This is a genomic window from Methylophaga sp. UBA1464 (assembly GCF_002325665.1).
In the GTDB taxonomy this organism is placed as follows: domain Bacteria; phylum Pseudomonadota; class Gammaproteobacteria; order Nitrosococcales; family Methylophagaceae; genus Methylophaga.
The window spans coordinates 54,212-57,869 of record NZ_DCSO01000071.1 but is presented as its reverse complement, the minus strand read 5'-3'; the positions used below and the strand labels follow the sequence as shown (position 1 = coordinate 57,869).

Annotated in this window: 3 protein-coding genes; 1 reads left to right on the top strand and 2 read right to left on the bottom strand. The window is 46.0% G+C overall.

Annotated elements, in window-relative coordinates; genetic code table 11:
- The coding region (locus B3O33_RS08685) for an HAD family hydrolase (RefSeq protein ID WP_292363428.1) at nucleotides 1-394 on the bottom strand (394 nt) is incomplete at its 3' end.
- Nucleotides 395-2,551, bottom strand: coding sequence for an HAD-IIB family hydrolase (locus B3O33_RS08680; protein ID WP_292359946.1), 2,157 nt, complete (start codon nucleotides 2,549-2,551; stop codon nucleotides 395-397).
- Between the two features lie 223 nt (nucleotides 2,552-2,774).
- Here B3O33_RS08680 and B3O33_RS08675 point away from each other — a divergent pair, with 223 nt between their 5' ends.
- On the top strand, nucleotides 2,775-3,590 hold the full coding sequence (locus B3O33_RS08675) for a class I SAM-dependent methyltransferase (RefSeq protein ID WP_292359947.1): 816 nt from the start codon (nucleotides 2,775-2,777) through the stop codon (nucleotides 3,588-3,590).
- Nucleotides 3,591-3,658: the final 68 nt, after the last annotated feature.

The following is a 3,658-nucleotide window of genomic DNA, read 5'->3' as shown; positions in this document are numbered from 1 at the left end:
AAAAACTCAGCTTGTGTGTGTTTTGCTTACTGAACTCCTGCAATTGCAGATCTTTAATATCACTCAGTAAGGCTTTCAGATCTGAGTGTGACCGCCCGTTCCAGTCTTTTGCAATTTCATCACACCAACTCTGCACTTCTTGCCAGTGTTTATCTTTAAACTGAAATATTTTGGTGCCTACATCACTGATAATATAATCCGGTGAAGGCAGGCTGTAGGTACGAATCGCTTTTTCAACCAACTGGCGATGACGCCCAGTCACATAAACCAGACAAACCTGCTCAGACTGACAGAACTTACGGAACCGCCGGCGTGCATCAGGATGTTCTGCCTGCATTCCATTAGGGATCACCGTGCGATCCATATCGGTACAGAGTAATAGTCTTGCACTCATTTAACGTGAACCTGTTGCTTGTTCAGAATGGATTTCAAAAAAATTGTAATACTCAATTGCTTCCATAATCCCTGCAGCAAATGGTTTATGGGCGAAATAAATATGTGAGAAATCCTCCAGCTGTGACAGTTCCTCATGATGTCTGTTTGCCACTACGACAGCCAGGGTATTACCACGCATCATATCCTCATCCGCCCCACTACCACCTGCGACACAGATACGTTCCAATGGCATTTGCCAACGATCAGCCACAAACCGCAAGGCCATGCCCTTCGACGCCCTTAACGGCATAATATCGAGATACTGACCAAATGCTAATTGTACATGCACTGATAATTCTTCACGGTGCAACAACGATTTGACCTCTTCAACATCGACCTGCTCACGATTGATGTAGTAGCTCAGCTTGAACTGGCTTTGTTCTGACTTGGGCTGACGCTCCAGACCGGGAACCTCATCAAGTAGTTTGCTGACCCGGTGTGGCAACCATAAATGATCAATATGTTTGGTCCACGCCGTATCCGGTGTCAGTTTGGGTGCGTAATAAATCTCACTGCCACTACTGGTTATCAGAATATCCGGTTCTGGAATACGATGTTTTTTCATCAACTTCAGAGCCTGATCCAGCCGCCGCCCTGTAGCAATCACAAACTTGGTACTTTTACGATGTTCACGAAGCAAATTCACCAACGCCTGCAAGGATTCATCATCACCCACCAGATTCAAGTCCAGATCGGTGACCAATGCCCTCTCATCGCGTCCGGATTCACGACGTTCAACCGGAAGGCGTAACAGTTTCTCCGTCCGGGCGGCTATCGGTTCAATGATTTCCAGATAACGTTTGGCATGGGCATGCCAGGAATAATGTTGCGTTACGCCCTTTAATCCATTTTGCTGGCACTGCTGCCAATATTCCTGGTCCAGAATCAACTTTTCAATCGCTGAACTGATGCTGGAAACTTCCAGAGGATCAATCAATTCACCATTTAAACAATTGGCCATGATATCTCTGGGGCCACCGTCTTCAGTGGCAACAATCGGTAAGCCGCTGGCAGCCGCTTCAATCAGTGTCAGACCGAAAGGCTCAGTCAGGGCAGGATTGACAAATACTCCCATGGTGGCAGCAGCAATACGGTAAATCAGTGGCACTTCATCACGACGATGATGTTTGGGGATGGTGACTTTGCCATAAAGATCATAACGATCAATCGCTACCAGAAGTTCATGGAACACTTCCTGCGCACCACGTTCCAGATCATCAATATCATCCCGGTTACCGGCAATAATCAATATATTGGCATGTCGCTGCAATATTTCAGACTGACCATAGGCCTCAATCAAACTGACAATATTTTTACGTTTATCTGGACGGGATAACGCCAGAATTATCGGTTTTTCCGGTTCATCCAGATGCTGGGTAATACGTTTGAATAATTCACTTTGCAACTCATCGCCTTTTGGCGGGGTAAATTGCTGAACATTGGTACCCGGCGGCACAATACGCATTTGTGCTGGCTGATAATGATCATACAGCTCGTATTGCTCTTCAATTTCCTGATGGGTACTGGTTATTACCCGCTCTGCCGTCGCCAGGGTAATTTCTTCCGCCTCGATGCGCTGAGTCATTTTGTACTGCTGTTCCAGTTGGGCAATATCCACGCCACTGGCCAAGAGTCTTCTGCGTTTAACACGTCCCAATGAATGACCGGTATGTATCAGAGGAATGCCTAGTTGGTTGGCGATATGTGATGCCACCAACCCGGAGTCAGCGTAATGACTGTGCAAAATATCCGGTAAAAACGCCTGTCTGCGGAAATAATCCACCAGATTATCGGCAAACGTATCCAGATGTTCCCAGATCTGTTCTTTCGCCAGATAAGCATCAGGTCCGGCATCAATGCGAATGATTTTTAGTTTATCGTTAAGCTGTTCGACAGGACGGGCATAATCCGGTGAGACTTCTTCGTCTACAACTCGCCGGGTAATCAGTAACACTTCACCGACTTTTTCCTGTTCGGATAAGGCCTGGGCCAGTTCAAGTACATAAAGTGTCTGACCACCGGTATCGGCATCCCGACCAAGTTCCAGGTCGTGGCCACGAATCAAGCCATGGATGTTTAATAAGGCAATTTTCAGTTTATCTTTGTTATCTGACATATTTGTTTATATCTTAATCACAATGAGTTTACTCTGGACACACTTGCGACAGGCAGATACAGAATATCAGTGTGTGGCGTATGGTGGTCTTCCCTTTCAAACTACCCGCTAAGTTACCAGAAGACAAATTTAAGCCGGAAAACGTAACTATTTCCAGCAACCTTGAGCGTATCATGCAGTCAGTTAGTAATGTATTAACCTCGATTTAAACAGGAAGTTCATTATGTATGTGCAACGTATCTTTTCTATTGTGCTCTTTGCGGCTCTTCTGCCTTTCAATCAAATAGCTGGTGCTGACGATTCATTGCAAAGATCAATTGATAGTCCTCAACGTGCTGAAAGCAACAGACTCAGGGATATGTTTCGCCATCCATCAGCAACCTTGATGTTCTTTGGCATTACTGCTGATATGCGGGTCGCTGAAATATGGCCTGGACGTGGCTGGTATACCGAAATCCTTGCTCCATGGTTAAAACATGGTAAAGGCCAACTAATCGCGGCGGGATTTCCTGCTGACACACAATCTGCCTACAGACAAACACTTCGTGAGGAATATAACACTTGGCTGAAAGCCTCTCCAGAACTATATGATGAAGTGCTGGTGACCGAATTTGGCCCGGAAACTGACTGGCAGTTTGCTGAGCCAAACAGTGTAGATGCTGTACTGACATTCAGAAATGTCCATAACTGGGTTCAGGGAGATTTCGCTGATCAGGCATTTACCGCTATTTTTAATGTTCTGAAATCCGGGGGCATTCTCGGCGTAACAGACCATCGGGCCAAACCGGGCACCCCCCTGGCCGTGATGAAAAAAAGCGGTTATCTAACCGAAGAATATGTCATTTCAATGGCTGAAAAGGCAGGATTCGTGCTGGAAGAAAAGTCCGAAATCAATGCCAACCCTGCTGATACCGCAGATCATCCAAATGGTGTCTGGACATTGCCACCAAACCTGCGAGTCGATAACGAAAAAGACAAAGCAAAATATCAGGTGATTGGTGAAAGTGATCGTATGACCTTACGTTTTCGCAAACCTTAATGATTGACAGCTCAGACCCTGTTTTTTCTGGGGTCTGAGCTGTTTTTTATCGAATCACCCTGACGGCA